This window comes from Chitinilyticum aquatile DSM 21506, assembly GCF_000430805.1.
Classification (GTDB): Bacteria; Pseudomonadota; Gammaproteobacteria; order Burkholderiales; family Chitinibacteraceae; genus Chitinilyticum; species Chitinilyticum aquatile.
Window position 1 is genome coordinate 471,311 of the sequence record NZ_AUMS01000001.1, and the last position, 26,775, is coordinate 498,085.

The following is a 26,775-nucleotide window of genomic DNA, read 5'->3' on the forward strand; positions in this document are numbered from 1 at the left end:
ATCAAGCGCCCTCGCTGGCAACAGGCAGATATGCAGCAGCCTGACATGCAAGCCGCAAGGCCTGCGCAGCATCATCCGCCGAGCACAGCGGGGCGGCCCCCTGCGTAACAGCATCACGCAGATTTGCCACTGCGTGCAGCAAACTGTCACGCAAGCCCGATACGGTCTGCCAGCGCACCAGCTGCTGGTAACCACTGAAATACGGGCTGGCCTCCACGCGATACCATTCGATATTCAGCCCTCCGTCGAGCACCCGCACTCGGCCATGAGTACCGACAATATCCATCTCGAAAAGCGTGTAATCGCGATCATCGGCTGCATGCAGATGAAGCAGCAAGCCTGACGCCGCAGACAGTATCACGTCGGGGGTTGCATCAACCCCGAATGGCCTAGCATGCGATTGCCTCACCTCATGCACGGCCAATTCGCCAAAAAACCAGCGCGCCAGATCAAGCCAGTGCGTGCCATTATGGCGAAGACCCTTGCCGTAGAAGCCGGTGACCGTGCGAATTTCACCCAGCTCACCGGAAATGATCGCCTGACGGACAGCCTGATGCGCGGAGCAAAAGCGGCGCGAATAATTCACCAGCACGGGAATGCCACAAGCAGCAATCCGTGACAACAGCGACTCGGCTACGCCGGTGGACAGCGCCAGCGGCTTTTCCAGCAAGACTCCCCGCAATTGCGGCACTTTAAGCGACTCGTCCAGATGACCGGCATGCAGCTCATCCGGACTGGCAATACTGATCACATCCAGCTCGGTTGTCGCGAGCATCTCGGCCGGATCGCGGAATACCCGGCAATCCGGCGCCCCGAACAGGGTCGCACAGCGCTTGGCTGTGGCCAAATCCGGATCAGCCACCGCTTGCAATGCAAGCCCATCCAGCGCAGCGTAGGCACCGGCATGCGAAGCAATGCCAACCCGCTGCACATCCTGTTGAAAGCCAAAGCCGATCCGGCCGCAACCGATCAGGCCCGCTCGCAAGGTCACCGCAGCAACTCCCAGGTCAAGGGCGTGCCACGCTTCACTTCCACTTTCAGTTCCCGTCCCAGCACCTGAGGCAGATGCCTCGTCGGCAAGCCCAAACCGGGGCGAATCGCACGGACATTGCTTTCATCCAGCACCGTTCCTGCCGGCAAATCTGCCGTAATGTAGAGCGAACGCCGGAACACGCGGGATTTCTCCTCAGCGACGGTGGCGCCATAACTCACGCGCCCCAGCGCCTGCCACGCCCGACCGGTTTCGACCACGAGTTGGGCCATTTCCTCCGGCTCCAGCGAAAAGGTCGAATCCACACCGCCGTCGGCGCGACTCAGCGTAAAGTGCTTTTCAATCACCGTGGCACCCAGCGCCACGGCCGCGACCGAGGCTCCGACGCCCATTGTGTGATCCGACAATCCGACTTCGCAGCCAAACAGCTCGCGCAGGTGCGGAATGGTGCGCAGATTGGTATTTTCCGGCGACGCCGGATAGGTGCTGGTGCATTTCAACAGCACCAACTGCCGGCAGCCGGCCTCTCTTGCCGCGGTCACCGCCTCATGCAGCTCGGCGACGGTTGCCATGCCGGTAGAAATGATCATCGGCTTACCGGTCGCGGCAACCTTGCGGATCAGGGGAAGATCGGTATTTTCAAAGCTCGCAATCTTGTATGCAGGAACAGCCAGCGACTCCAGAAAATCGACGGCGCTTTCATCAAATGGCGTCGAAAAACAGAGCATGCCATGGGAAGCTGCACGAGCCATGATGGGTGCATGCCACTCCCAGGGAGTATGAGCCTGCTGATACAGCCGGTACAAGGACGTACCCGCCCACAGACTGGCAGGATCGGCGATGCGGAATTCGCCTTCATCAATATCCAGTGTCATCGTGTCAGCAGTGTACGTCTGCAACTTGAGCGCATGGGCCCCGGCAGCGGCAGCGGCATCGACTATTGCCAGCGCCCGCTCCAGTGACTGATTGTGATTGCCGGACATTTCAGCAATCACAAAGGGCGGGTGACCTTCTCCGATGGGCATGGGGCCGATACGCATCTCGCTCATGTGCGGATATCTCCAATAGAAAGGACATAGGCCTCGCCATCACGTTGATAGCCTGCGCCTTGAAAAAGGGCTAGTGATGCATGATTAGCGGGCAAAATTTCAGCCCGTATCATCGTAACATCGGGCCAGTGGCAAACCAGTTCGTGCTGTGCGCGCCGCAGCAAAGCCGCGCCCAACCCTTGTCCGATGAACTGGGGCAACAGATAGATTGATACGCACACATCAGTTTGCTGCGGCAAACGATCAAAACGCACCACACCGACAGGTTCCGCATCAAGCTCGCCGATCAGGAACAGGCAATCCTCGTCCTTGAGCCGCGCACTAAACCAGCGATCGTGAACAGGGCGACTGATTTCATCTGTCTGCAATGCCCAGCGGCGGATTTCAGGCGCATTGCGCGAAGCGAACAGCAAGTCACGATCCACTTCCAATACACGTCTAAGTATCAGCGCACATGCTCTTATTTCATTGACTACCCGGGCAATACCCTTGCCATCGACTCGTTTTCGCCCCGCCGCCGACCAGTGTGTGCGTTGCTGGTAATCGGCTGCCAGCACAGCTGCGCGAATCGCGGGCGCATCCACCTCATCAGCCCGACCAAGATAATGATGAAGACCCGCTTCGGCCATTGCCTCCGCTCCCGGTATCTGATTGTCAGCGACGGCAATCACCAACCCCGGCAGGCCGATTGCAGCGCGTTCCAGAGCCATTCCTCCGGCAGCACCAATAAACAGGTCGTGCTCGAGCATCAGCTCGGCCAGATTGTCAACATGCCGCAGCAGACACCAGTCAGGCTGACTCACTGCACGCTGCTGCAAGGCGTTCCAGGCCAGGTTGGCCTGCCCTGCCAGAAAAGTAAAGTGGATGCCCGGCAGGCCGGTCGCTGCGTCCATGACCTTGAATAATTCACCACCTGGATCGCTCCCGCCGAAACTGACCAGCACCCGCCTTATCGTCCGGGATACCTGGTATGTTTTGCCGGCAAACTGCTCGCGCAGCAGGGCATAGCGAGGCCCAAGCAGCAAACGGCAGCCCTTACCCACCAGAGGGCGATAGTCACTCTCTGAAAAGGAAAGATTATGGTCAAGCACAATGTCTGCTGCATGAGGACGATTGCACAGGTCATCTATCGCCAGCAGATGCCGCACCCGGGGGCGCATGACCAGTTCCCAGTGGGCATCGAGTTCGTAATGATCAACGATCAGCCAGTCTGGAGGCTGTGGCAGGCTCTGCAGTATGCAGTCAGCCTCTTCCTGCGCATCGACCGCGCCAAGCAAAGGCAGCAAGCGGTATTGGCGCTGCCGCAGCATATCCTGCAAGGACTGCGGCAACTCGCGACATGCGAAGGTGATTTCCGCTCCGGAATGAGACAAACCATCGGCCAGTGCCAGACAGCGCATGATATGGCCCGTCCCGATTGCCGGTGAAGCATCAGCCCGAAACAGGATCTGTGTCATGCCTGCGCCTGCGCCGAATCGGTCAGCGCAGCATGCATTAGTTCGGCACGAATCCAGTCTTCTGGCGTATCAATATCCTGCACCAGATGGCGCGGGAGAATCACCGGCAGAGAAGCGGGCGAAAAAATCACCTCTCCGCTTACCCAAGCCTCACAACGCCCCCAGTAGAACTGGCCCGCATCGTGATAGACCTCGTCCAGATCCTGCGAGCGGGTATTCCGGAACTCCGGGTACATGGCTTCAACACGGCCAGCGGCATTCAGCCGAATACCCCGCTGCACCGGAAACGGAAACGTAGTCACCGAGAAAGCGTAGGCGGCATCGGGGTGCGCGGTGAGCTGCTCATAGCCCTGGCGGAGATACTGTGGCTGCACAAAAGGAGCGGTTGCATAGATGCAGCAGACAAACTCCGCAGTATTACCCTGCTCGCGAAGCGCAAGAATGGCGTGTCGGATCACCTCGACCGTAGTGGAATAATCACCGGAAAACTCGGCCGGACGCACAAACGGCGTTTCTGCTCCAAGGTCTCGCGCCACAGCGGCGATCTCAGCGTCGTCCGTGCTAACCACAACGCGGTCGAACAAACCCGAATCCAGCGCAGCCCTGATCGAATAGGCAATCATTGGCTGGCCGTGGAACAGGCGAATGTTCTTGCGCGGAATCCGTTTGCTGCCACCGCGCGCCGGAATGATGGCAATGCTCCCGCTCATTGCAGCAACTCCTTCAATACACTGACCACTTCATCCTGCTGTGCATCCGTCATTCCGGCATGCAGTGGCAGCGTGATTGCCCGCTGATAATATGCTTCGGCAACCGGGCAATAGCCCCTAGTGAAGCCTTGCGCTTGGTAATAAGGCTGCAGATGCACGGGAATATAGTGCACGTTCACCCCGACGCCACGTGCGCGCAGCTCGGTAAAAATGGCCTTGCGACGGGATGCATCGGCCAGCTGCACCACATACAGGTGCCAGGCTGATTCCTCACTAGGGGGCGGCAGAATCAGCGGCAGATCGGCGAGCAACGCGGTATAACGGCGTGCCAACTGACGACGCCGCAGCAGAAATACGTCAAGCCGCTGCAGCTGGGACAGCCCCAGCGCAGCCTGAAGATCAGTCATGCGGTAATTGAAACCCAACTCCAGCATCTGGTAGTACCATTCTCCCTCGCAGGCCGAATTCATCAGTGCCGGGTCGCGGGTAATTCCGTGACTGCGCAGGCGCTGCAGCTGATCAGCCCACTCGCGACGGTTGGTGAGCACCGCTCCACCTTCGGCGGTGGTGATGATTTTCACCGGATGAAAGCTGAACACCGTCATATCGGCATATTCACCACTCGCCACCGGCTGCCCGAGATAGTTTGCACCCACCGCATGCGAGGCATCTTCGATCACGACAAAGCCATACTCTCGGGCCAATTGCCACAGTGCCTGCATGTCCGCACTACGCCCGGAAAACGCCACCGGGATCACGGCTTTCGGCAAACTGCCGCACTGTGAGGCTACAGCCAGCCGCTCAGCCAGCAGCCCGATATCGATATTGAGGGTATATGGATCAATATCAATAAAATCAACGGTTGCCCCACAATACATTGCACAGTTTGCCGAAGCTACAAAGGTGTTCGGACTTGTCCAGACCTGATCGCCCTCACCAACGCCAGCGGCGAGACACGCCAGATGCAGTGCGGCCGTAGCACTGCTGACTGCCACTGCATGCCTGGCACCAGTACGCGCGCACAACGCAGCCTCGAAGGCAGGAACAGCCGGACCTTGCGTCAGCCAGTCGGAGCGCAACACCCCGTCGACAGCGGCAATATCGTCCTCGCTGATCTGCTGGCGGCCATACGGAATCATGGCGTTGCCCGATCCAGCGCCTGCAGTTCGGCGATATCGAGAAACTGAGGGTTGTTATCCGATGCGAAATAAAATCCTTCCGGCGTCAGCACGCCGGTTTCGCCGGCCTCATTCGATTCGTAGCCGTGCTTGACGATGAAAGTGATCGATGGCGCGATCACATAATGATCGGCAAATTCATAGGTATGAAAGCTGTCATCGCTGGAAATCATCAGCTCGTGCAGTTTTTCGCCAGGCCGGATTCCGATGATGTGCTGGGGCAAATCCGGTGCCATCGCGCGCGCAAGGTCGGTGATGCGCACCGACGGAATTTTCGGAACGAACAACTCGCCGCCCTGCATGCGACCAAAATTGGCCAGCACAAAATCCACTCCCTGCTGCAAGGTAATCCAGAAACGGGTCATTCGCGCATCGGTAATCGGCAGACTCTGCGCACCATCGGAAATCAGCTTGCGAAAAAACGGTACGACGGAACCACGCGAACCGACCACATTGCCATAGCGCACGACGGCAAAGCGTGTGCGATGACCGCCAACGATATTGTTTGCTGCAATGAACAGTTTGTCTGACAGCAGCTTGGTGGCGCCGTAGAGATTGATCGGACTGGCCGCCTTGTCGGTTGAAAGTGCGATGACTTTTTCAACCCCATTCTCGATCGCAGCGCTAATGACATTCTCTGCCCCTGAGACATTGGTACGAATGCACTCGGTCGGATTATATTCGGCAGCAGGAACCTGCTTCAGCGCAGCAGCGTGTACTACATAATCGATGCCGCGCATGGCCTGTTTCAGGCGATCAGCATCACGCACATCACCTAGAAAGAAACGCATGCAAGGGTCAGTAAACTCCTGCTGCATCTCGAACTGCTTCAGTTCGTCACGAGAGAAAACAACGATACGTGCCGGCTTATAACGCTGCAGCAAGGTTCGGATGAACATTTTGCCGAATGATCCTGTGCCACCAGTGATTAGAATGGATTTCTGGTCAAACATACGCTTCCCTGGTCGTTAGGCGGCTTACTGCCGAAATGGCAGCTTACCTTTATTGCTGTAAGTACAGCAATCGGATGCTTATTCTGCAAAGCATATCGGCGACAAAGCACACGACTTTATGCAGGCCAAACAAAAAGGCCCCGGAGGCGCGACTCCGAGGCCCTCGGCAAGAAAAAGTGGAATCAGCCTTTCTGCGCGCAATATGCCCGCAGGTAGCGGTCAAACTCCTCGCCCACCTCGTAATGCTTGCGCCCCAGTTCGACCGTTGCCTTCAGGTAACCCAGCTTCGAGCCACAGTCATAGCGCACTCCCTCAAGCTTGTGCGCGAGGATGTGCTGCTCCTGCATCAGCGCAAAAATGCCGTCGGTGAGCTGAATCTCGCCACCCTTGCCCGGCTGTACGTGCTGGAGGTGATGGAAGATGCGCGGAGTGAGGATGTAGCGACCGACGACAGCCAGGTTGGACGGCGCTTCTTCGGGCTTCGGCTTCTCGACGATGTTGTTGATGCGCAGGCGATTGGCCGGCGCATCCTGCACCTCGACAATGCCGTAGGAGCCGGTTTCTTCCTTCGCCACTTCCTCGACGCCCAGCACGGAGCAATGCGTGTCGTTGAACACATCCACCATGTATTTCATTTCCGGACCATCAATCAGGTCATCGGCCAGAATCACGGCAAACGGTTCGTCGCCGACCACCGGCTTGGCGCACAGTACGGCGTGGCCCAGGCCCAGCGCCTCGGGCTGGCGGATGTAAATGCAGGTCACCGATTTCGGAATAATGCCGCGCAGAATTTCCAGCAGCTTGTCCTTGCCCTTGGCTTCCAGCTCGTTTTCCAGCTCGTAGGCCTTGTCGAAGTGGTCCTCGATGCTGCGCTTGTTGCGCCCGGTGATGAAGACCATCTCGGTGATGCCGGCCGCCAGCGCCTCTTCGACGGCATACTGGATCAGCGGTTTGTCGACCACCGGCATCATTTCCTTGGGGCTGGCCTTGGTGGCGGGCAGGAAGCGGGTGCCCATACCGGCAACCGGAAAAACGGCCTTGCGAACCTTTTGCATGCTGCTGTCCTCTGCAATCGAAGGGATAAGTCGGGGATGGTGTTTCAGCAAACCGAGCCGCAATGCCGCACCCAGCACCTGATCGGCCTGACGTTGCGGCAAAAGATCGGGCCACTGCGAAATGGCCGAGCGCCCGAGGCCGAGTGCTTCGGCAAGACGGGTCTGGGTGCCAAACAGTTGCAGGGCTTCGGATTTGCGCATGAGCACATGTTCAAACTATTGAACAGCAATGTCAACATCCGAAAGCACCAAAAAATGTTCAAATAATTAAACACCATCTACAAGAGTAGTATTCCGCAAAGCCAGCGGGCCGAATCGAATCCATGACTAGCCGATGCGATGCACCTCCATCACCCCGGCCATGGTGTCGTAGTAGAAGTAATCACTGCGATTATCCGCCAGCCAGACGATCTGCCGCCGCTGCGGCTGTGGTACATGGCAAATCATGCCATCACCGAATTGCAGGCATTGCGCAACGCTCACCGTTGCCTGGGGCCAGTCCATTTTCTGCCAGAATCGCAGGCGTGCCGCGTCATCGAGCACCTTGCCCGCCATGCAACTATCGTCACCATGCTGCAGCACCTGATAAATACCGGCAGTACTGCGCTGCACAGTCCATACCGCGTCATTGCGTTTGCCGGTGAAGGCGTGGCCATATACCCCGGAAAGTACCTCCGCACAGCCATTTACTGACAATACGGCCAGCCCGATACCCGCAAGCAACTTTCCCATCATGCGCTTCCCTCAGCCAGCAGATTCAGCAACCCGGCCTCGTCAAGCACTGGTACGCCAAGCTGCTCGGCCTTGGTCAGCTTGCTGCCGGCAGCCTCGCCCGCCACCACGTAATCGGTTTTCTTCGAGACACTGCCGCTGACCTTGCCACCGGCCGCCTCGATCAGTGCCTGCGCAGCATCGCGCGTCAGTGTCGGCAGCGTCCCGGTCAGCACCAGCGTCTTGCCGCTGAGCACACCTTCCACTTGGGCGGCAGTTTCAGGCAGCTGCGCCAGCAATTCCGCACGCAAGGCATCGAGCTGCTCCAGCATGCCCGGATGGCAATGCAACCAGCCGAGCAGCGCCTGTGCGCCATCCGCAGTCAGCCCGGCATCCTGCAGGCGTCCGGCACTGAAGTCACGCAATGCAGCAAGCTGGCCATCCGGCAAGGCCTGCGCCAGCGACGCCGCACGTGCTGCGGTGAGCTTGGGCGCATCGAGCGCAGCCAGCAGCTTTTCGGGTACCAGATCAGAACGCAGCGCCGGGTTCGGCGCCTTCTCTCCCTGCGGTAGCACACCCAAAGAGAGGAGATCATCAATGACCTGCTGGTTGTGCGCTTCGGCAAAAAAGTCTGCAATCGCTTCGGCAACTGTTGCACCAACGTCGGGCAGGAGGCGCAACAGCGGCGCCGGTGCACGGCGGATCAGCGCCAGATTGCCCAGCCAGTCGGCCAGCGTCTTGGCCGTTGATTCGCCGACATGCCTGATACCCAACGCAAACAGAAAGCGGTTGAGCGGCGGCGTCTTGCTGCCGGCGATGCCGGCGAGCAGGTTTTCCGCCCATTTCGTCGTCACCTGCCCGGCCTTTACGGTTTCCGGCACGACACCGTCGCGCCCCCCGGATTCAAGCAAATCAGCCCGGCGCTTCATTTCCAGAAAATCGTCCAAGCTCAGCCGGTACAGATCGGCCAGTGTCTTCACATAGTCGAGCTCGACCAGATTGTCGATGTAGCGCTCGCCCAGACCTTCGATGTCCATCATGCGGCGGCCGGCGAAGTGGCGGATTGCTTCCTTGCGCTGCGCCAAACAGAACAGCCCGCCCGAGCAGCGCGTCACCGCCTCGCCCTCTTCACGGATCACGTGCGAGCCGCACACCGGGCAGGCATCGGGCAAACGATAACGGGGGTATTGCTCTACAGCCCTTGCATCAAAAAGGTCAGCGCCAGATACCTCGACCATTGGCCGGCGCTCCAGCACCACGCTGACCACTTCGGGAATCACATCGCCGGCACGGCGTACGACCACCGTGTCACCAACGCGCACATCCTTGCGGTCGACCTCGTCCTGGTTGTGCAGCGTCGCATTGGTCACGGTCACGCCGCCGACAAACACCGGCGCCAGACGCGCGACCGGCGTCAGCGCACCGGTACGCCCCACCTGCACGTCGATGGCTTCGACGGTGGTCAGCGCTTCCTGCGCCGGGTATTTGTGCGCGACGGCCCAGCGCGGTTCGCGGGTGCGGAATCCCAGTTGCGCCTGCAGTGCGAGATCGTTGACCTTGTAGACGACGCCGTCGATATCGAAGGGCAGCGTCTCGCGCAGCTCGGCGACGCGATCATGAAAGGCGGCAAGGCCCGCTCCGCCCTGCACCACCGCGCGCACGTCGCAGACCGGAAAGCCGAACCCCGCCAGCGCGTCCAGAATACCGGCATGTGTATCAGGCTGATTGCTCCAGCTCTCAATGGCTCCAAGCCCATACCCGAAGAATGACAGCGGTCGTTGCGCGGCAATCGCCGGGTCGAGCTGGCGCACGGCACCGGCGGCCGTGTTGCGCGGATTGACAAACGTTTTCTCGCCTCTGGCAAGCTGGCGCGCGTTCAGCGCCGCGAAATCGTCGCGGCGCATGTAAACCTCGCCGCGCACTTCCAGCACAGATGGCGCGACGCCATTGAGCCGCAGCGGAATCTGCCCGATGGTGCGGATGTTCTGCGTCACATCCTCGCCGGTCGCGCCGTCGCCGCGCGTCGCGGCCTGTACCAGCACGCCGTTTTCATAGCGCAGCGAAATCGCCAGGCCGTCGAATTTCAGTTCGCAGGCGTACTCCACCGGCGGATCGAGCGGCAGCAGATCCAGCTCGCGGCGCACGCTGGCGTCAAACGCCTCGGCACCGGCGGCTGTCACGTCGGTTTCGGTGCGGATCGACAGCATGGGGACGACGTGCGTGACCGGCTCGAAGTACGGCAGCGGCTTGCCGCCGACGCGCAGGGTGGGCGAATCGACGGTTTTCAGTGCGGGATAGCGCGCTTCGAGCGCCTCAAGCTCCTGAAACAGCCGGTCGTATTCAGAGTCGGGAACGCTGGGTGTATCCAGCACGTAATACTCATGCGCATAGCGGTTAAGCAGGTCGCGCAGATCGGCGGCGCGGGCAAGTTCGGCGGAGGTCGGTTCGGGCACGGCGGGCTCCAATGCAAACGCCGCTGATCACAGCGGCGTCCGGTATTCAATTCAGATTCGGAAAACGTTCAGGCAAACAGGCGCAGCGCCGCCATCGACCCCGGCGCAATGCCACGATCATCCATGCGGGCGTAAATCCCGGCCAGCTGCTTGCGGATGCTGGCGATGCTGCTTGGCGTCAGTGGCTTGCCATTGTCATCGACCAGATTTCCGGCCACCGACCCGGCCAGGTTCTGCGCGAATTCGCTCAGGTAATCGAATACCGCCAGACCGCCCGCTACTCGCGGCACGTCAAACAGCAGGGTCAGCGCCTCAGACGTCTTGCCGAACGGGGTCTGGTCCTGGTTGGTCAGCGTGAACAGGGTCTTGCCGGAATCACTGCGGTAATGGAAGGCGCCATCGGGGCCGCGCACCAGGCCGGCCTGCTCGGCCAGCACCCGCACCTTTTCCATCGGGAAGGGGCGATCAATCGCCAGCACGTTCAGTCCGATCAGCACATCGACACTGGCACAGAATTCGTCAAGATCCTGGGCGGCGGCGAGCTTGGCGCTGCGCTGCGGGTAGCTGACACTGGCCTCGATGCTGTCGGCGAACTGCTGCACGCCCATGGTAAAGGCATTGAGCTGCTCGGAAGTCACCGGCCCCTGCCGGTCGGCCAGCTGCAGACCGACACGCAGTTCGGTAAAGCGGCTGCGACTGGTGGATTGCACCGCTTCCCAATGATCCTGCAGCGTGCGGCCAATCACCTGCACGCGCTTCGCTGCCGGGAATGGCGGTACCTCACCGGCGCTCACCGGCTCACCGGCATGGATTTCGGCGATGAAATCCAGCGCCGGATCAAGCAGGCTGCCTGCCAGTGCTTCAGCAGGAGCATCCTCTTCCTCTGCCACCGGAGCTGATGCCGGCGTCGCGGCCGGGGCTACCGGGCGAACCACCGGTTCGGCCGGAACATAGGCAGGTGCAACCGGCTCTGGCTGTGGCGCAGCACGGCCGGCCAGACCGACCGGCAGCGGCGGAATATCGTCTTCTCCGACGATGGGCTCGGGCACATCGTCAACCAGCGCAGGACGCAGGCGCGGTTCGTCGACCATTGGCTCGACACGCAGACTTTCGCCCTGGCGCACCATATTCCGCGGTGTATCCATCAGCACGTCGGGCTGATTGCGCGCAAAAGCCTGACCGGCTTCGCGACGATAGCGGTATTCCTGCCACCAGTTGAAGGCATAGACAGCGGCGACGATAACGCCACCGACAATCAGTGATCCCAGTTGTAAGTCGGTCATATCAGATCAGACAGTATCAGCATGTGATTCTTCGCAGCCGGCATCGCCGGCTACGCGTTTTCATCCATTGTGCGGCGCTTTTGCGCTCTGCATTTATCCATTGCACCCAGTGCAACGCTCAGGCCGGAGCCGCTTCGCGCATCGACAGGGCAGCGGCAATATCCACCGCCACCACGCGCGACACGCCCTGCTCCTGCATGGTCACTCCCACCAGCTGCTCCGCCATTTCCATCGTCAGCCGGTTATGGCTGATATACAGAAACTGTGTGCGTTCGGCCATTTTCTTGACCAGATCGCAAAAGCGCAAGGTGTTGGCATCATCCAGCGGCGCATCCACCTCGTCCAGCAGGCAGAAAGGCGCCGGGTTCAGCCGGAACAGCGAGAATACCAGACTTAGCGCCGTAAGTGCTTTCTCGCCCCCGGAAAGCAGGTGAATCGTCGCGTTCTTCTTGCCCGGAGGCTGGGCCATGATCTGCAGGCCGGCATCGAGGATTTCCTCACCCGTCAGCACGAGTTCCGCATGGCCACCACCGAAGAGCAGCGGAAAAAGCTCCTGCAGATTGCCGTTCACCGCGTCATAGGTACTTTGCAGCAGGGCGCGCGTTTCGCGGTCGATGCGGCGGATCGCATTTTCCAGCGTATCCATCGCGGCAAAGAGATCCTCGCTCTGCGCCTGCAGATAGCCTTGCCGTTCGCGCGAAGCCTCCAGCTCTTCCAGCGCAGCCAGATTCACCGCGCCCAGCGCATTCACCGCCTGCGAGAGCTTGCCGATTTCCGATACCAGCCCGGAAACCTTCATCCCGGGTTCGAGTTTCTGCTGCAGCGCCGCCTCATCGGCGGCGGCCTCTGCCAGCTCCAGCGCAAAGCGCTCGAGCGCAAGGCGCGCTTCCTGCTCGGCCAGCCGCGCCGCACTCACGGCTTCGCGCGCCGGCTCGAGCGTTGTCTCGATCAGCTGCTTGCCCGCCTCTTCGTCGCGCAGTTGCTGCGTGATGCCGTTGAGGACATCGCGTGCGGCCGCCAGCGCCCTTTCCTTGTCCGTGCGAACATTGACGGCTTCCTGGAAGCCGACGTCGAAATCACCCTCGTCGATGCCTGCCAGCTCTTCCAGCAGCATGCCAAGGCGCTCTTCCTGCGCTTCGCGCTGCTGCACCAGATCCTCGTGCCGGCGCGCCAGATCGGCGAGCCGCTGTGTCGCGCTCTGCACAGCAAAACGCGCTTCCTGCGCGCGGCGATCCACTTCGCGCAGGCGGCTGCGCAAGAGTGTCAGCGCAGTTTCCGCCTCGACGCGGTCCAGCTTCAGCGTCTCAAGCTCATCATCCAGCGGTGCCAGCGCGGCCTCCTGGATCACGGCTTCGGTTTCGCAGTCGCGCAGCGCAGCCTCCTCGGCATCAAGCTGCTGCCGCAGGTGTTTCAGCTCGTCCTGCAACGCCTGCAGGCGGCTCTGTGACTGCACGCGGGCTTCTTCGCGGCGTGCGTGTTCCCGTTCCAGCTGCCCGAGCTGCTGCCGCTCGACCTGCTCCTGCTGCCGCAGGGTGCGCAGTTGCGCCTCCGCCTCTTCGCTGGCGGCAACGCTTTGCGCCAGTTCAATCGCCGCCTGCCGCAGGGTTTCTTCACCGGCGGCCAGCCGCTCCTGCAGCGCCAGCAATTCCTGCTGCCGCGCAAGTACACCGCTATCGCCAGTCGTGCCGGCATGGAAATGAACGGCATTGCGGTCGAGCAGATGCCCGTCCGCCGTCACCAGCAGCTGCCGGGCTGACAGTTGCGGTTGCAATGCCTTTGCCGCAGCCCAGTCACTGACCACGAAGACACCAGCCAGCCAGTCATCGAGCGCGGACTCCAGACGAGAATCACGACACTGCACCAGCGGCTGCAAAGGCTGCGCGCCGGCCAGCCCGGCGACGCGGATGTACTCGCCATGGGAGGCAGGATGGATGAGCATCAGCGAATCATCAGGAGGTATATCGGTGAAGCCCTTTCCAATAATTGCCTGCAGACGCATACCCAGCACCGCTTCCAGAGCCTGTTCCCAGCCGGTGGCAACATCCAGCAGTTCGAACAGACGCGCGCCATCCTGCAAGCCATGCTGCTGCAGCCAGCCTGCCAGCGCATCCGCGTCACGGCGCTGCTGCATGCCGGCCAGGGCATCATGGCGAGCCTGCATCTGTGCGACGTCCAGCCTGCAGGCGTCGTGCTGCTGACGGCTCTGCTGCGCTCGGCCACGTGCAGCCTGCACTGCCGCCTCGGCATCCGCCAGCGCCAGCACGCGCTCTTCAAGTGCGAGGCGGCGTTCTTCGAGCTGCAGGAGGGCCTCGTCATCCGTATCGGGCGAGGCAAAGCGTGCGGATTCAGTCATCAGCCGCGTAAGGCGATCGCGCAGCGCATCCCGTGCACGGGCATGATTCTGTGCCTGCTGGCGCGCCAGCTGGGCTGCTGCGCGCGCCTGGGCATGCCGCTCGCGCAGTTGCTGGTAGCGGCCATCAATGTCCTGCTGGGCGGCCTCCTGCTCGGGCAGACGCAGATATTCTTCTTCGGCGGCCAGTGCCGCCTCTTCGGCCTGCAGCGCTGCCTCTTCGCTGCGCGACTCCCATTCTTCCTGCTCGGCCTGCAACTGGCGCAGCGTATCGTCCAGCCGCGCCAGACCGTCGCGCGTTTGCTGGCATTCTCCGGTCAGGCGCTGGCGATTCTGGCGCAGATGCTGCAGCTGCTGTTCCAGGCGCGCGACCGCAGCATTCGCATCATAAAGATGCGCCTGCGCATGGTGGACGTCATCACTGGCGGTGAAGTGACTTTCGCGCAGGCTTTCAATAGTGGCTTCACGGGCACGCAGGGCGGCAAGCTGGCCTTCCAGTGCGGTCAGGGCGGTTTCGATGGCCTGTCGGGCGGCCTCCGCTTCACGGGCGGCGTCGAGCTTTCTGAGCAGCGCCAGCAGATTCTGCTTTTCGACGATGGTTTCGCGCAGATTCTGGTAACGGCTGGCGACTTCGGCCTGGGCGGCGAGTTTTTCCAGCTGGCGTTCGAGCTCCTGGCGGATGTCCTCGACGCGCGCCAGATTGTCGCGGGTGTCGGCGAGGCGGGATTCGGTCTCGCGGCGGCGCTCCTTGTATTTGGAAACGCCAGCAGCCTCTTCGAGAAAATGCCGCAATTCTTCGGGGCTGGCCTCGATGATGCGGTTGATCATCCCCTGGCCGATGATGGCGTAGCCGCCCTTGCCCACACCGGTGCCGAGAAACAGGTCGGTGATATCGCGGCGGCGCACGGTCTGGTTATTGATGTAGTAGCTGGAATCGCCCTGGCGCGTAAGCACGCGCTTGATGCTTATCTCTGAAAACTGGCCCCACTGGCTCTGGATCAGGCCGGCGGAATTGTCGAACACCAGCTCGACCGACGCCCGGCTGACCGCCTTGCGCGTGGTCGAACCGTTGAAAATCACGTCCATCATCGATTCGCCGCGCAGCTGCTTGGCACTCGACTCACCCAGCACCCAGCGCACGGCATCGATCACGTTCGATTTGCCGCAGCCATTCGGACCGCACACAGCCACCAGCTGACCCGGCACGGCAATGCTCGTGGGATCGACAAAGGACTTGAAACCGGCCAGCTTGATGTGGGAAAGGCGCACGGCGACTCGGGGAAAAGGCGGTGCGCCGATTGTACCGAAGAGCAAGCCTGGCCGGCAGCATTATCCGGCCAGTTGTCGCGGCCTCTTACTTCTCGATGCGGGTAAGCTTGTTGCCCTGCAGGCCCAGCCCCGCCATCAGCCCCTTCTGGCTGAAGATGAAGGCGTAGATGTCATCCTTCATCGTGGTGGTGGTTTTTTGCCTGGCCATGCCTTCATCGACCAGCACCACGCTCGGTCCCACGCCGACTTCGAATCCTTGGGCAGCATCCAGCGCCTGCAGCGCCGTTTCATTCATGAAAAACATGGCGTAGCCATATTTCTGCACGCCAATCTGCATGCCGTATGACGCGCCGGCCGTGCTGTAGTACGCACTGGCCTTGCCATTGCGCCACAGCACACCTTCACCGTATTGCCCGCCAACCATCACGCCGCCCTTCTTGACCGCAGGAAAAACCAGCACGGCAACCGCCTGCGCATTCAGCGACTTGGCGGCCGGCGTCGTCGCCAGCAGCGTCTGCAGCGCAGCCTTCGAGGTTTTCTCCAGCTCGGCCTTGCTCGGGCCGGCCGCATGGGCGGCAAGCGGGAAGAGGCCAAGCACAAACAGCAGCACGCCAAAGCGCGCAAATCGCAGCAGAACGTCCGACATGACAGCTCCTTCACTCAACGGTAAACGGATGCTGTTGAGTATAGACCTGCAATGCCGGCAGAACGCGCTGTTTTTCTCCTGCCTGCCGCTTATTCTTCGAGCAGGCTGCGCAGCATCCACGCGGTTTTCTCGTGGATTTCCAGCCGCTGCGTCAGGATGTCCGCCGTTGGCTGGTCATTGGCAGCATCCACCAGCGGGAACAGGCTGCGGGCGGTGCGGGCAGTGGCTTCCTGCGCGGCAACCAGATGGCGGATCATCTCGTTCGCTTTCGGCACACCTTCCACTTCTTTGATCGAGGCGAGCTGCACGAATTCACGATAGGTGCCGGGAGCAGGCTCACCCAGCGCGCGGATGCGCTCGGCAATCACATCGAGCGCATTCCATTGTTCGGTGTACTGGGTCATGAACATGTTGTGCAGACTGTTGAACTGCGGGCCGGTGACATTCCAGTGGAAATTGTGCGTCATTAGGTACAGGGTATAGCTGTCGGCCAGCAGCTTTGCCAGACCAGCAGCAATCGCCTTGCGGTCTTTGTCGCTGATACCGATGTCGATGCGCGGTGATTTCTGTTTTGCCATGATGGATCTCCTTCCGTGAAATGGATTGCGGATGCCGGCAAGCACCGTTGATTGATCATAAATCTATCAAACACCACAATCCAATAGATGTTAATAATTACCGCATATTGGCATGACTATCAGCGCATTACTCCCCGGATGAAGCAAATCCAACAGCCCGGATGAATTGCTTTGCGCCAGCCCGGTGCTTGGGCATCATCCTCTCATGCCCCCTGCCCGCCTGCCCCGCATCGCCCTCATCCTGACCGAGTTCCCGCCCTCGTTTGGCGGCATGCAGACGCATGCACAGCATCTGGCACACGCCCTGCATGCCGACGGCCATGCCTGCATGGTATTCACCTATCGCGCCGACCAGAACGAGCTGCAGGAGAAAGCGGCAAGCTTCGATGCCGCTTCCGGCTATCCGGTGCGCCGCATCCTCAGCCGCATCGGCTTCTGGCATAACCACCACCTGCTCATGCGCGAGCTGCGGGCTTTCGCTCCCGATCTGGTGTATGCATCGAATGTGTATTACGGCCTGCTGGCCGAGGAACTCCGCATTCCCGTCATCTGCCGCTCGGTCGGCAATGACGTGCAGCGTCCGTGGATCAGCTACCCCTTCCGTACCGGCAGCCAGCTGGTCAGTCACCCGAAACTGGAACGATGGCTGCACCGGCTGTATCGCCGCTGCAATACGCCGGAGTGGCTGGAAGCCCTGCTGCGCCAACAGCGCCTGCAGCTGATGCAGCGTAGCGCACACGGCAACGCACTGGTACTGGCCAACAGCCACTACACCCGTGACCTGCTGCAGCAGGTCGGACTGGCCAGTGGCCGCATCCGTGTCCTGCCGGGCGGCGTCGACAGCCGGCGTTTTGCTCGGGCAGCCCCGCCGGATGGCTGGCGCCGGCACCATGGCATTCCGGAGCAGGCCTTCGTGCTGATGACGGCATGCCGACTCGTTGCCAAGAAAGGCATCGACTTTCTGCTGGCGCAAGTGCCGGCCCTGCGCCGCATCGCGCCCGAGCTGCACCTGCTGGTGGTCGGCGACGGGCGCGAACGCAGGCGCTGCGAAACGCTGGTTGCCTCTCTGGGGATCGCGGAGCATGTCACCTTCACCGGTCGCATTGCACAGGAAGCGATCCAGCACGCCTACGCCGCCAGTGATCTGTTTGTCCTGGCCAGCCGCATCAGCATCAACCGCGTCAGCGGGCTTGCCGACGCCGAAACCATGGGACGGGTGCTGTGCGAGGCCAACGCGGCAGGCTTGCCGCTGCTCGCCAGCCACAGCGCCGGCATTCCCAGCGTGGTGCGGCATGAACACAACGGCCTGCTGTTCAGGCCTGACGATGCGCAGGATTTTCTGGCCTGCTTCACGCGCATCTACCGCGATACCGCACTGCGCCGGCAGCTGGCAGACGCAGGCCGGCAACGGGCCGAGCAGGAATTCGACTGGTCGGTGCTGCTGGCTGCTCACCGCAGAGCCTTTGCCGAGGTTCTGGCGGCACCGGCCCTACTGCAGACTCATCCCGACAATCCTTCATTTGCACCAAAAACCGGCTAGCTGCCAAATATAGCAACAAGAAAACCATGCAAGATATATCACCGTAGCCATTATATTTAAATGGATACAAGGACATACCCATGGCTTCACTCCAAAGTCCGACCGGAACGCCCTTGCTGCCAGCCACCCTCCATGCGGCCAGGACCGGCATGATCGGCTATGATTGCCGGACACGCACATCCACCGCCCCGCAAGGAGTCCGCCATGCCCGTCGCTCATGTTTACGTCGCCCCCGGTTTTGAAGAAGTCGAACTCGTCACCATCGTCGACATCCTGCGCCGCGGCGGCGTGGACACAAGAATGGTCGCACTGGGCGACTCACTGCAAGTGATCGGCGCGCACGGCATTGCAATCGCGGCAGACCTCTCTTTCAGCACGGCAGACAACGCACTGGCCGACGCCATCATCCTGCCCGGCGGCGGCCCGGGCACACAGGCACTGCTCGCCAGCCCCGCCCTGCACGCCCGTCTGCAGGAACACCAGGCTGCCGGCAAACTGGTCGCCGCCATCTGCGCGGCACCGATGGTGCTGGCCAAGGCCGGCGTGCTTGCCGGGCTGGATGCCTGCTGCTTCCCGGGCTGCGAGCCGGCCCTGATTGAGGGCAGTGCGGAAGTCTGGAGCTACAACGTGGTCGAAGCCGGCAATGTCATCACCTCGCGCGGACCCGCCACCGCAGCCAGCTTTGCGCTGACCATCCTGCAGCGCCTGACTGACGCTGCCACCGCACAGCAGGTCGGAAGGGCGATGCTGTATCTGTAACTGGCCATGCCGGCCCCGCACGGCGCAGGCAGAAATTACCCGCCCGCCTGCGCCCCGTCGGGCCAGCGGAATTTAAATGCCAATTTCTGGCGCAATGTCAGGCTAAGCTTCGAAGATCAGATCACAACAGGGGAGCAACATCATGCGAGCCCTGATCCTCGTTCTTCTCATCCTGCTGGCGCCCTCCGCGCTGGCAGCAGACATCACCCTGCGGATGATGACCCGCCGCGATGGCCAGCACGAGTACTATCATCGCCTGCTGGCCGACGCCCTGCGCGCGCAGGGGCATACCGTCACACTGCTGGCCAGCCCCGAGTTACCTGCCACCCGGCGCAACCGCATGCTGGAAACCGGCGAACTGAACGTGCACTGGCTACTGCGCAGCAAGCAGCGGGATGGCATGTATCTGCAGGTTCCGGTCGACCTGACCAAGGGGCTGATCGGCCAGCGCCTGCTGCTCATCCCCAGGGGTACTGCGGGGCGCTTTGCCGCAGTGAACAATCTGGCCGATTTTCAGGCCCTGCAGCTGCGTGCCGGGATGGGAAAGGACTGGTTCGATGTCCGCATCTGGCAGGCCAACCAGCTGCCGGTGCTTGAGCAGCCGGGAGACTGGCAACTGCTCTACCGGATGGTCAGCACCGCAGACCGGCAGATCAATTACCTGCCACGTGGCGCACTGGAAATTGTCAGCGAGCAGCAGGCACACCCAGAGCTGGAGATCGAGCCCCGGCTAGTGCTGATCTATGACCGCGACTTTGTGTTTTATGTCAGTCGCACGGACCCGCAGTTGCAAAAGACCATCACCGAAGCGCTACGCGCGGCAAAAGCAAGCGGGCTGCAGCAGCGGCTGATGGATCAGTACTTCCGTGAACAATTGCAGCCGCTCCAGTTGCCCAAGCGGCTCAGCATTCAGCTGACCGTGCCGGATGATCTGTAACCTGCCCGCAACCGCAGCACCGCAGCGCATACCCGGCTGCACGCCTGATACGCTCAGCCATCCACGACAGGCAATTCCGGCAGCCCGTGCCTCGCCCGCGCGCGGTTACAGGCCGAGGCGTAATTGCCGATTTCGGCCAGCGGCGCGAATTCGCGACAGGGTGAGGGGCGTTCGCTGTAGATGCCGCACCAGACTTTCTCGCCAATCTTGCCGCACAGAGCCAGGCAGCGCGGGCTGGCATAGTCGGTGCCCTTGAGGCGAGCATGCTCGCGCCCCTCCATGTCGGCCAGACCATCGGGCACGCGCCCACCCTCGCTTTCCAGCTCGGAAGAATGAAAGGTGACGCGAAAGGCGGCGCAGCAGGCGCCGCAGCTCAGACAGGGATTGTCCATGACCGTGTGCGTGACAATGGGAATGCAGAGGCTTTTACCGTTTTCCTTGCGTCTTGCCAAGCCGGCAACCGGCCCGGGTGCTAGAATCAGCCTTCCGAGACACACCATCGCTCAAGCGCACGATCATGCTGAAACGCCCCCGCACTCCCCGCCGCAACCGCCGCACGACTGACATCGACGAGCTGATCCGTCTCGCCACCGGCCTGTCGGAATCCTGCACGCGGCCGGAAGATGAATTCTGGCAGGCAGCGCTCGGCGAAGCGGTACTGCATCTGCTGCAAACTGGTGACGAGGAAACCCTGAATACCGCACTGGAAAGCCTCGCACAGATCGAAAGCGAAGCGTGGAACGAGCTGGCGAATGAAATCGAGACCGCCTGCGAAACCCGGATCATCCACGCCGACGGCACCGACTGGCAGGTCGTGCTGCTCGCAGCACCGGTTCTGAGCTGGTCGCGCTATGGCATTCCGGCAGGCATGCTTGGCCGCGAGCTGCTGCAGACGCTGCGCGTGCAGCTTGGGGCGCATGTTCTGGCCCGCGACACGCGGCTGGCGATGGTCGATTATCTGTTCAGCCCCGACCAGCTTCCGCAGGGCTTCTGCCCGACATACGGGCTACTGCAGGAGCTCGCGCCACTGGCCGTCGCTGGCAAAGACCTCTCCCTCGCCGGCAGCCAGATGCCGGAAACGGCGGCCTTTCTGTCCGACTCGCGCTACATCGTCTGCGCGGTTGCCGCACCTCTCGGCCAGGCCCTGTTCCGCTGGCAGGAAGACGATGGCGAGCGCCGTGAAGCCGAGCAGCAATGGCTGAAACAGGGTGGCGGAGCGCTCGCTCCCGTTTTTGCCGGCTGCGCGATGGAAGCGCTGTTGCCACAGGCCTATTTCGCCGCATGGCGTGCCACCGATCACGCCTCACGCGCTTATTCAGTGCGCGCCACGGTCGCGTTTCTACAGCTTACGCTCAATGTGGAAGCACGCGAGATCTCGGCGGCAATTGCCGCCTGCCATGGCCAGCGCCTGGAAGAATACCGTGTCGGCTTCATGCTCAAACGCAGCAGCCAGGTCATTCACGGTGTGGTGTGGCCACTGCTGGATGGCGAGGGCGAACACACCGACTGCATCAGTGATATCGAGGCCATCCTGCGCGAATGCGGTGTCAGCAACATCACCGTGCATGACCATACCTTTCCAACCGACTTCTGCGACGATTGCGGCAGCCCTTTCTTCCCGAACGCCGATGGCGAACTATTGCATACGGAACCGCCGGAAGAAGCCCAGGAACAGACACCCCAGCACCTGCACTGAAACCAGCATCCACACTGAAACCAATAGTAGCGGCTTGAATACCAAACATAGTATGTCGCCACAACCCTTTAAATGAAAAGGCCGGGCAAACATACCCGGCCTTTCTACTGCCAACTTCTACCCGGATCAGAATTCCTCCCAGGCTTCTTCGTCGTGCTCAGTCACACCCCGCGCCGGGGCAGGCTTGGCCGGCTTCTTGCCGCTGGCAGCCAATGCCGGCTTGGGCCTGGCTGCCGCAGTGGTGGCACTGCTGCTGCGCACGGGCTGGGCTGCGGCAGGCAGACTCCGGCTGACCACATTATCGAGCTTGAAGGCAGCAATGGCACGGCTGAGAACCTGGGCCTGCTCACGCAGAGAGCCGGCCGCCGCGGCAGCTTCTTCCACCAGCGCGGCATTCTGCTGCGTGGTTTCATCCATCTGGCAGACCGCCTGATTGACCTGGGCAATGCCCGCGCTCTGTTCGATCGAGGCCGCCGAAATTTCTGCCATGATATCAGTCACCCGCTTCACGCTGGTTTCGATTTCCTGCATGGTGCTGCCCGCCTGATTGACCAGCCGCGCACCGCCATCGACCTTCTCGACCGAGTCACCAATCAGCCCCTTGATTTCCCGTGCGGCAGAGGCGGAACGCTGTGCCAGCGTGCGCACTTCACTGGCCACCACTGCAAAGCCCCGGCCCTGTTCGCCGGCACGCGCAGCTTCGACCGCTGCATTGAGCGCCAGGATATTGGTCTGGAAGGCGATGCTGTCGATGACGCTGATGATCTCGACAATCTTGCGTGACGAATCGCTGATCGACTGCATCGTTTCCACGACCTGCCCGACCACAGCCCCACCCTTGCCGGCCACCTCGCGCGCGCCGATGGCGAACTGGTTGGCCTGCTGGGCATTTTCGGCATTCTGTTTCACGGTCGAAGTGAGCTCTTCCATGCTGGACGCCGTCTCTTCCAGGCTGGCCGCCTGCGATTCGGTGCGCCTGGAAAGATCCATATTGCCTTCAGCAATTTCACCGGCAGCGGTATTGATCTGGCTGGCCGCCTGAACGATTTCGCCAACCAGCTGCTTGAGGTGGTCGACTGTCCCGTTGATGCCCTGCGCGGTCTGGTCAAAAAGACCGGCATATTGGGCGGTGATCCGCTGTGTAAGGTCACCTTCGGCCAGCGCCCCGGCAACACGGGTTACGTCATTGAGGCCAGCCTCGGTGGTGGCAGAGAGCTTGTTGAGCAGCTCGGCCAGCGTCAGCGTATAGCCCTGTTTGCCGGCCAGCGTCAGCTTGTTGCTGAAATCGCCACGATTGGCAGCCGCATCCACCAGCTGCTGGATTTCATCGACAGTCGTATTGAGTGCAAGCACGATGCCATTGACCGCAGTCCGCGTCTGCCCGAATGCGCCCGGGTAATCCTTGCTGATCTTCTGGCCAAGATCTCCGGCAGCCAGAGCCTGCGAAACACGATTGATGTCGTTGAGGCCTTCTTCCGTTGTGGCGGAGAGCTTGTTGAGCAGTTCGGCCAGTGTCAGCGTATAGCCCTGCTTGCCGGACAGCTCAAGCCGGCGGGTGAAATCACCGCGATTGGCGGCTGCATCGACCATTCCCTGGATTTCCCCGATCACGGTGGACAGTGCCGTTACCGTACCGTTTACGCCAGCTGCAGCCTCACCGAAAACGCCCGGATAGTTGCGGTCGATCTTCTGGGTCAGGTCACCAGCAGCCAGCGCATTGGCAACACGGGTCACATCCTTGAGACCCGCATCGGTTGTTACGGAGAGATCATTCAGCGATTGCCCAAGCTCTGCTGCAAAACCCTGATGATTTTTCACATCGATGCTGCGGCTGAAATCCCCCTGCCTGGCCGCGCTGACGAGCCCCTGCGCATCGCCGATGATGCGCTTCAGGGCATCCTGCATGTTCTGCATGGCAGCAAGCAGCTGGCCGGTTTCGTCACGCGAGCTGACCTCGACATGGCCGGACAGATCGCCGGCAGCAAGTGCATTGGCCACCTCGACCGCACGCCCGAGCGGACGGGTAATGCTGCGTGCGATCAGGAATCCCATGATGATGCCCAGCGCGACACCGAGCACGACGATGATGATGAGTGTCTGCCTGGCACTGCCATAGAGGCTGACCGCTTCATCAAACACGCCCTTGGCAAAATTGACCTTGAGATCAACGAGTTCGTCAATTTGCTGGCGAACAGCCTTCCCATTACGATCAAGATCGCCATTCATCATGACACTGGCTGGCGAGCTGGCATACAACGGCTGCTGCATCAGCAACGGCACAAGCTGATCAAGATTGCGGTTATATTCAGCAACCAGAGTGTCGTAATTCGACAGCATCTGCTTGCCTTTATCGGTTGTGTAGTACGTCCGGGCCTCAGTCATTTTCTGATTGAGCTCAGCGCGCCACCGATTCAGATCAGCCTGCGCAGCTTCTTTTTCTGCTTGGCTCGTTGCCAGCGGAATATTACGGTAAGCACGTGCGACATTCAGCTGGGCAGCCTTGGCCTCATGGATTGCGTTGATGCCAAGCAGATCTTTTTCATAAATGCGCTCGGTCATACCGTTGATCTGGGCCGCACTGCGAATGCCCAGCACACCGATAATCGCGCCAATCAGGGCAAGCAACAGGAACGCAAGAATCAGCTTTCCGCCCACCCGCATGTTTCTGAACCAGCTCATTTGACACCTCCAGCACATAATCAAAGCGCTCATGTGAACCGCTTGCCGGCATCATCACACATGAACACATGCCAATACTTACACATGTGAAAATTATAGATAATTTCCGAGTAATTGTTCTGCGGTGCAACAAAAAGCGCCAAACGGTAAAAAAAGGGAGGGATACGGCAGAAACAACAAAGCCCCGACTGGCGGGGCTCTGTGTGAAAACTGGCGGAGAGAGGGGGATTCGAACCCCCGATAGGCTATTAACCTATACACGCTTTCCAGGCGTGCGACTTAAACCACTCATCCATCTCTCCGGACAAGGAGGCGAACTATACACGGCAGAACGCCGGCCTGCAATCCGGTTTTGTCAACTTTTCGCTGAAAATGCGCGAAGATGCGACAAATAAAAACCCCAGTGTAAACACTGGGGCTTTAACTGATTCGGCTGGCGGAGAGAGGGGGATTCGAACCCCCGATAGGCTATTAACCTATACACGCTTTCCAGGCGTGCGACTTAAACCACTCATCCATCTCTCCGCAAGAGAGGCCGCATAATAGCCCTCAACCCCGCCATTGGCAAGCATTTTCTCAATTGCACAGACCCCGAATTTCCGGAGTCACGGGGATATGCGCAAAAAGAAAGCCCGCTTGCGCGGGCCTTCTCTCACCTGTTCCGGCTTATACGATTTGCGGCGGGTTGCGCAGCTTGATGTGCAGCTCGCGCAATTGCTTCTCGTCGACCGCGTTCGGTGCATTGGTCAGCAGACACTGCGCACGCTGGGTCTTCGGGAAGGCAATCACGTCGCGGATCGACTCGGCGCCGGTCATCAGCGTCACCAGACGATCCAGACCGAAGGCCAGGCCGCCGTGCGGCGGCGCGCCGAACTTCAGGTTGTCCAGCAGGAAGCCGAACTTGTTCTGCGCTTCTTCCTCGCCGATGCCCAGCGCGTCAAACACGGTCGATTGCACTTCGGCCGAGTGGATACGCACCGAGCCGCCGCCCATTTCCCAGCCGTTAAGCACCATGTCGTAGGCGCGCGCCTTGCAGGCGCCCGGATCGGTTTTGAGCAGATCGATGTGTTCGGCTTTCGGGCTGGTGAACGGGTGGTGGCACGCGTTCCAGCGCTTGTCGTCTTCGTCGTATTCGAACATCGGGAAGTCGACGACCCACAGCGGCTTCCAGCTCTTGGTGAAGTAGCCGCCGGCTTCGCCGCGCTCATGACCGATCTTGATGCGCAGCGCACCGATGGCCTCGTCGACAATCTTGCGCTTGTCGGCGCCAAAGAAAATGATGTCGCCGTTCTGCGCGCCAGTGCGCTCGATGATGGCTTTCAGCGCGTCGTTCGACAGGAACTTGACGATCGGCGCGGCCAAACCGGAGCCTTCTTCGTTGCTGATGTTGCTTACGTCATTGACCTTGATGTAGGCCAGGCCCTTGGCGCCATAGATGCCGACGAATTTGGTGTACTCGTCGATCATCGAACGGCTGAAATCGGCGCCACCCGGAATGCGCAGGCCGACGACACGGCCGCCGTCCATATTTGCCGCGTGGTGGAAAACCTTGAATTCTTCGGTTTTCATCACGTCGGTCAGTTCAGTGAATTTCAGGTCAACGCGCAGGTCGGGTTTGTCCGAGCCGTAGTAGAACATCGCGTCGTCATACTGCATGCGCGGGAATGCGCCCAGATCGACGCCGATGGCTTCCTTGAAAACATGGCGCGCCATTTCTTCGGTGATGTTCATGATTTCTTCCTCGTTCAGGAACGAGGTTTCAATATCGATCTGGGTGAATTCAGGCTGACGGTCAGCGCGCAGATCTTCATCGCGGAAGCACTTGGTGATCTGGTAATAGCGGTCGAAACCGGCCACCATCAAAAGCTGCTTGAACAGCTGCGGCGATTGCGGCAGCGCGAAGAACTGACCGTCGTGCACGCGCGAAGGCACCAGATAGTCGCGCGCGCCTTCCGGCGTCGAGCGGGTCAGCATCGGCGTTTCGATGTCGATGAAACCCTTGGTGTCGAGGAAGTTGCGCACCAGCAGCGCCACTTTGTAGCGCAGGCGCAGATTGCGCTGCATGGTCGGGCGGCGCAGGTCGATGACACGGTTGGTCAGACGCACGTTTTCCGACAGGTTTTCATCGTCGATCTGGAACGGCGGCGTGTCGGCCTTGTTCAGGATGACGATTTCCTTCGCCAACACTTCGATCTGGCCGGAAATCATCTTGGCATTGGTGGTTCCTTCCGGACGGGCGCGCACGATGCCCTTCACTTCCAGCACGTATTCAGAACGCGACGCATCGGCCGTCGCAAAAGCATCCGGGGTATCGGGGTCGATCACGACCTGTACGATGCCTTCGCGGTCACGCAGATCAATGAAGATCACGCCACCATGATCACGACGACGGTGGGCCCAGCCCTGCAGGGTAACAGTCTGGCCGAGGTAATGCTCGTTGATCAAACCACAATAGTTGGTACGCATTGACAGCTATCCTTG

Annotated in this window: 20 protein-coding genes and 2 tRNA genes; 4 read left to right on the forward strand and 18 right to left on the reverse strand. The window is 60.7% G+C overall.

All coding sequences use genetic code 11. The features are described from left to right. Position 1: 1 nt before the first annotated feature. The 13 genes from H559_RS0102275 to H559_RS0102335 form a co-directional block, all read right to left on the reverse strand. A complete protein-coding gene (locus H559_RS0102275) occupies positions 2–991 on the reverse strand; it encodes a Gfo/Idh/MocA family protein (RefSeq protein WP_028451359.1) in 990 nt (329 codons plus the stop codon). Next, positions 988–2,040 carry a pseudaminic acid synthase gene (pseI, locus tag H559_RS0102280; protein ID WP_028451360.1) on the reverse strand — a complete coding sequence of 351 codons (1,053 nt, stop codon included), beginning with the start codon at positions 2,038–2,040 and terminating at the stop codon, positions 988–990. The genes H559_RS0102275 and pseI overlap by 4 nt, the downstream gene beginning before the upstream one ends. After that, positions 2,037–3,497: a UDP-2,4-diacetamido-2,4,6-trideoxy-beta-L-altropyranose hydrolase gene (pseG, locus tag H559_RS18435; protein WP_051278821.1), complete on the reverse strand. Its 1,461-nt coding sequence runs from the start codon at positions 3,495–3,497 to the stop codon at positions 2,037–2,039. Before pseG ends, pseI begins: the two co-directional genes overlap by 4 nt. Next, positions 3,494–4,207, reverse strand: coding sequence for a pseudaminic acid cytidylyltransferase (gene pseF / locus H559_RS0102290; RefSeq protein ID WP_034639320.1), 714 nt, complete (start codon positions 4,205–4,207; stop codon positions 3,494–3,496). Before pseF ends, pseG begins: the two co-directional genes overlap by 4 nt. Beyond that, a complete protein-coding gene (gene pseC, locus H559_RS0102295) occupies positions 4,204–5,346 on the reverse strand; it encodes a UDP-4-amino-4,6-dideoxy-N-acetyl-beta-L-altrosamine transaminase (protein WP_028451362.1) in 1,143 nt (380 codons plus the stop codon). The genes pseF and pseC overlap by 4 nt, the downstream gene beginning before the upstream one ends. After that, positions 5,343–6,338, reverse strand: coding sequence for a UDP-N-acetylglucosamine 4,6-dehydratase (inverting) (pseB, locus tag H559_RS0102300; RefSeq protein ID WP_028451363.1), 996 nt, complete (start codon positions 6,336–6,338; stop codon positions 5,343–5,345). The genes pseC and pseB overlap by 4 nt, the downstream gene beginning before the upstream one ends. Before the next feature lie 182 nt (positions 6,339–6,520). Beyond that, complete coding sequence (gene galU / locus H559_RS0102305; protein WP_155845255.1) at positions 6,521–7,594, reverse strand: UTP--glucose-1-phosphate uridylyltransferase GalU; 1,074 nt, start codon at positions 7,592–7,594, stop codon at positions 6,521–6,523. A gap of 126 nt (positions 7,595–7,720) precedes the next feature. Next, positions 7,721–8,125, reverse strand: coding sequence for a hypothetical protein (locus H559_RS0102310; protein ID WP_028451365.1), 405 nt, complete (start codon positions 8,123–8,125; stop codon positions 7,721–7,723). Continuing rightward, the gene (gene ligA / locus H559_RS0102315) at positions 8,125–10,557 is read right to left on the reverse strand and encodes an NAD-dependent DNA ligase LigA (RefSeq protein WP_028451366.1); all 2,433 of its coding nucleotides are present in this window, start codon (positions 10,555–10,557) and stop codon (positions 8,125–8,127) included. The genes H559_RS0102310 and ligA overlap by 1 nt, the downstream gene beginning before the upstream one ends. Before the next feature lie 68 nt (positions 10,558–10,625). Further along, on the reverse strand, positions 10,626–11,840 hold the full coding sequence (locus tag H559_RS0102320) for a cell division protein ZipA C-terminal FtsZ-binding domain-containing protein (RefSeq protein WP_028451367.1): 1,215 nt from the start codon (positions 11,838–11,840) through the stop codon (positions 10,626–10,628). 118 nt (positions 11,841–11,958) lie between these two features. Further along, the gene (gene smc / locus H559_RS0102325) at positions 11,959–15,459 is read right to left on the reverse strand and encodes a chromosome segregation protein SMC (RefSeq protein ID WP_028451368.1); all 3,501 of its coding nucleotides are present in this window, start codon (positions 15,457–15,459) and stop codon (positions 11,959–11,961) included. A gap of 85 nt (positions 15,460–15,544) precedes the next feature. Beyond that, positions 15,545–16,105, reverse strand: coding sequence for a lipid-binding SYLF domain-containing protein (locus tag H559_RS0102330; protein WP_034639323.1), 561 nt, complete (start codon positions 16,103–16,105; stop codon positions 15,545–15,547). 89 nt (positions 16,106–16,194) lie between these two features. Beyond that, positions 16,195–16,683 carry a Dps family protein gene (locus H559_RS0102335; protein WP_028451370.1) on the reverse strand — a complete coding sequence of 163 codons (489 nt, stop codon included), beginning with the start codon at positions 16,681–16,683 and terminating at the stop codon, positions 16,195–16,197. Between the two features lie 205 nt (positions 16,684–16,888). Between H559_RS0102335 and H559_RS0102340 the strand changes: the two genes are divergently transcribed. The 3 genes from H559_RS0102340 (at position 16,889) to H559_RS0102350 (ending at position 19,919) form a co-directional block, all read left to right on the forward strand. Continuing rightward, the gene (locus H559_RS0102340; RefSeq protein ID WP_028451371.1) at positions 16,889–18,223 is read left to right on the forward strand and encodes a glycosyltransferase family 4 protein; all 1,335 of its coding nucleotides are present in this window, start codon (positions 16,889–16,891) and stop codon (positions 18,221–18,223) included. Between the two features lie 204 nt (positions 18,224–18,427). Continuing rightward, positions 18,428–18,982, forward strand: coding sequence for a DJ-1 family glyoxalase III (locus tag H559_RS0102345; RefSeq protein ID WP_028451372.1), 555 nt, complete (start codon positions 18,428–18,430; stop codon positions 18,980–18,982). 142 nt (positions 18,983–19,124) lie between these two features. Then, positions 19,125–19,919 (forward strand): type 2 periplasmic-binding domain-containing protein, encoded by a 795-nt coding sequence (locus H559_RS0102350; protein WP_028451373.1) that lies wholly within the window; start codon positions 19,125–19,127, stop codon positions 19,917–19,919. Between the two features lie 53 nt (positions 19,920–19,972). On the opposite strand, the gene H559_RS0102355 is transcribed toward H559_RS0102350, so the two are convergent. Then, positions 19,973–20,311 (reverse strand): YkgJ family cysteine cluster protein, encoded by a 339-nt coding sequence (locus tag H559_RS0102355; protein WP_034639325.1) that lies wholly within the window; start codon positions 20,309–20,311, stop codon positions 19,973–19,975. 125 nt (positions 20,312–20,436) lie between these two features. On the opposite strand from H559_RS0102355, the gene H559_RS0102360 reads away from it, so the two are divergent. Next, positions 20,437–21,615, forward strand: a complete 1,179-nt coding sequence (locus H559_RS0102360; RefSeq protein ID WP_051278823.1) for a DUF2863 family protein — start codon at positions 20,437–20,439, stop codon at positions 21,613–21,615. Positions 21,616–21,741: 126 nt separating this feature from the next. On the opposite strand, the gene H559_RS23375 is transcribed toward H559_RS0102360, so the two are convergent. The 4 genes from H559_RS23375 to aspS form a co-directional block, all read right to left on the reverse strand. Continuing rightward, positions 21,742–24,294 carry a methyl-accepting chemotaxis protein gene (locus H559_RS23375; RefSeq protein WP_051278824.1) on the reverse strand — a complete coding sequence of 851 codons (2,553 nt, stop codon included), beginning with the start codon at positions 24,292–24,294 and terminating at the stop codon, positions 21,742–21,744. Between the two features lie 211 nt (positions 24,295–24,505). Then, a tRNA-Ser gene (locus H559_RS0102370) sits at positions 24,506–24,596 on the reverse strand. Between the two features lie 132 nt (positions 24,597–24,728). Further along, positions 24,729–24,819 (reverse strand) — tRNA-Ser (locus tag H559_RS0102375). A 141-nt stretch (positions 24,820–24,960) separates the two neighbouring features. Beyond that, the gene (gene aspS, locus H559_RS0102380; RefSeq protein WP_028451376.1) at positions 24,961–26,760 is read right to left on the reverse strand and encodes an aspartate--tRNA ligase; all 1,800 of its coding nucleotides are present in this window, start codon (positions 26,758–26,760) and stop codon (positions 24,961–24,963) included. Positions 26,761–26,775: the final 15 nt, after the last annotated feature.

Bases quoted from the DNA above. Each gene is read 5' to 3' on its own strand.
- pseI (WP_028451360.1), bottom strand. From the start codon at position 2,040: ATGAGCGAGATGCGTATCGGCCCCATGCCCATCGGAGAAGGTCACCCG.
- pseG (WP_051278821.1), bottom strand. From the start codon at position 3,497: ATGACACAGATCCTGTTTCGGGCTGATGCTTCACCGGCAATCGGGACG.
- pseF (WP_034639320.1), bottom strand. From the start codon at position 4,207: ATGAGCGGGAGCATTGCCATCATTCCGGCGCGCGGTGGCAGCAAACGG.
- pseC (WP_028451362.1), bottom strand. From the start codon at position 5,346: ATGATTCCGTATGGCCGCCAGCAGATCAGCGAGGACGATATTGCCGCT.
- pseB (WP_028451363.1), bottom strand. From the start codon at position 6,338: ATGTTTGACCAGAAATCCATTCTAATCACTGGTGGCACAGGATCATTC.
- galU (WP_155845255.1), bottom strand. From the start codon at position 7,594: ATGCGCAAATCCGAAGCCCTGCAACTGTTTGGCACCCAGACCCGTCTT.
- H559_RS0102310 (WP_028451365.1), bottom strand. From the start codon at position 8,125: ATGGGAAAGTTGCTTGCGGGTATCGGGCTGGCCGTATTGTCAGTAAAT.
- H559_RS0102320 (WP_028451367.1), bottom strand. From the start codon at position 11,840: ATGACCGACTTACAACTGGGATCACTGATTGTCGGTGGCGTTATCGTC.
- H559_RS0102330 (WP_034639323.1), bottom strand. From the start codon at position 16,105: ATGTCGGACGTTCTGCTGCGATTTGCGCGCTTTGGCGTGCTGCTGTTT.
- H559_RS0102335 (WP_028451370.1), bottom strand. From the start codon at position 16,683: ATGGCAAAACAGAAATCACCGCGCATCGACATCGGTATCAGCGACAAA.
- H559_RS0102340 (WP_028451371.1), top strand. From the start codon at position 16,889: ATGCCCCCTGCCCGCCTGCCCCGCATCGCCCTCATCCTGACCGAGTTC.
- H559_RS0102345 (WP_028451372.1), top strand. From the start codon at position 18,428: ATGCCCGTCGCTCATGTTTACGTCGCCCCCGGTTTTGAAGAAGTCGAA.
- H559_RS0102350 (WP_028451373.1), top strand. From the start codon at position 19,125: ATGCGAGCCCTGATCCTCGTTCTTCTCATCCTGCTGGCGCCCTCCGCG.
- H559_RS0102355 (WP_034639325.1), bottom strand. From the start codon at position 20,311: ATGGACAATCCCTGTCTGAGCTGCGGCGCCTGCTGCGCCGCCTTTCGC.
- H559_RS0102360 (WP_051278823.1), top strand. From the start codon at position 20,437: ATGCTGAAACGCCCCCGCACTCCCCGCCGCAACCGCCGCACGACTGAC.
- H559_RS23375 (WP_051278824.1), bottom strand. From the start codon at position 24,294: ATGAGCTGGTTCAGAAACATGCGGGTGGGCGGAAAGCTGATTCTTGCG.
- aspS (WP_028451376.1), bottom strand. From the start codon at position 26,760: ATGCGTACCAACTATTGTGGTTTGATCAACGAGCATTACCTCGGCCAG.